Genomic DNA, 1,516 nt, shown 5'->3' on the forward strand with positions numbered 1-1,516 from the left:
CTGTCCGTCGTCGAATGATTTGAGACTATTTGTGCTTTTGAAGATTGGAGTTTCCGGCTCGGTTTAGGGGTTGATTTAAGCCGCTTTGGCCTGGTGGTTCAAGCGGCGTTTTTTGATCGTGTCTCGTTTGATCCTTTCGCGTTCGAGCAGGATGGTCTGTCCGCGTCCAAAGTAGACGTCGGCGGGAGTGAGATTGTCGAGGCTCTCATGGTAACGGCGATGATTGTAATGCTCGACGAAGGCCGCGATCTGGGCTTCAAGGTCCTCCTTGAAGAAGTAGTTTTCAAGCAGGATGCGGTTCTTCAGCGTCTGGTGCCAGCGTTCGATTTTCCCTTGCGTCTGCGGGTGGCCGGGAGCGCCGTGAACCTGGTCGATCTTGTGTTTCTCCAGCCATTCGCCGAGATCAGATGCGACGTAACACGAACCGTTGTCCGACAGCAGGCGGGGACGATGCTCAACCTTGACCTTGTCACAGCCTGAGGCGGCCAATGCAAGATCGAGTGTATCGGTGACGTCATCCACCTTCATGCTGGTGCACAGCTTCCAGGCGATGATGTAGCGGGAGTAGTCATCGAGGATGGTCGATAGATAGAACCATCCCCAGCCGATGACCTTCAGGTAGGTGAAGTCGGTTTGCCACATCTCGTTCGGCCTCGTGGTCTTGTCCTTGAACTCGTCATTGGCCTTGATGACAATATAGGCTGGCGACGTGATCAGGTCGTGAGCCTTGAGTAAGCGATAGACCGAAGCCTCTGATACAAAATAACTTTCCGTATCAGTGAACTTCGCCGCCAGTTCACGCGGTGACAGGTCGGCATGATCGAGCGCCAGTGCGATGATGCGATCCCGGATATCGTCAGGGATACGATTCCACACCCGCGAAGGTGCGGACGTCCGGTCTTCCAGCCCCTCGACACCGCAGGTCTGGAAGCGATCATACCATCGATAGAAGGTCGGCCTTGGAATGCCCAGCTTTTCCAGCGTCTGCCTGGCTGACAAATGCGACTGCTCGACAAGCCGGATGATCTCATGCTTTTCGGAGGCGGGATATCTCATTCGTCGTCGCCCCCATCCCCGATCATGCTTTTTTTGAGCAGGCGGTTTTCCAGGGTGACGTCGGCCAGCGCCTCCTTCAGGTCACGGCTTTCACGACGCAGCGCTTTTACTTCGTCGCTGGTGGCAGAACGGGCGGTGTCGCCTGCAAGACGCTTCTTGCCTGCCTCGAGGAATTCTTTCGACCAGCTATAATAAAGGCTCTCGGCGATCCCCTCACGGCGGCAGATCGCAGCAATGCTGTCTTCCCCGCGCAGACCTTCCAAAACAATACGGATTTTATCCTCGGCTGAATAATGTTTACGCGTGGCACGACGGATATCTTTGATCGTCCTCTCCGCAGAAGACGTTTGGGGAACGGGTTTCTGTCTCATCTTTGCGTCCTTTGATAAAGCTATGATGAGCCGAAAATCCTCTCTTCTTAATTAAACCAGTTTTGTCTCAAAGGCCCTGATGTCGGACA

The 1,516-nt window shown here is 54.4% G+C and carries 1 protein-coding gene; it reads right to left on the reverse strand.

What is annotated here, in order from left to right; all coding sequences use genetic code 11:
• Positions 1 to 75 precede the first annotated feature (75 nt).
• A protein-coding gene (locus FJQ48_RS18000) for an IS3 family transposase (RefSeq protein WP_139976346.1) occupies positions 76 to 1,427 on the reverse strand; the annotation gives its coding sequence in 2 pieces (ribosomal slippage) (positions 76 to 1,091 and positions 1,091 to 1,427; 1,353 coding nt in all).
• Between the last annotated feature and the right edge of the window lie 89 nt (positions 1,428 to 1,516).

The sequence above is a fragment of the Ochrobactrum sp. CGA5 genome, assembly GCF_006345815.1.
Lineage (GTDB): Bacteria > Pseudomonadota > Alphaproteobacteria > Rhizobiales > Rhizobiaceae > Brucella.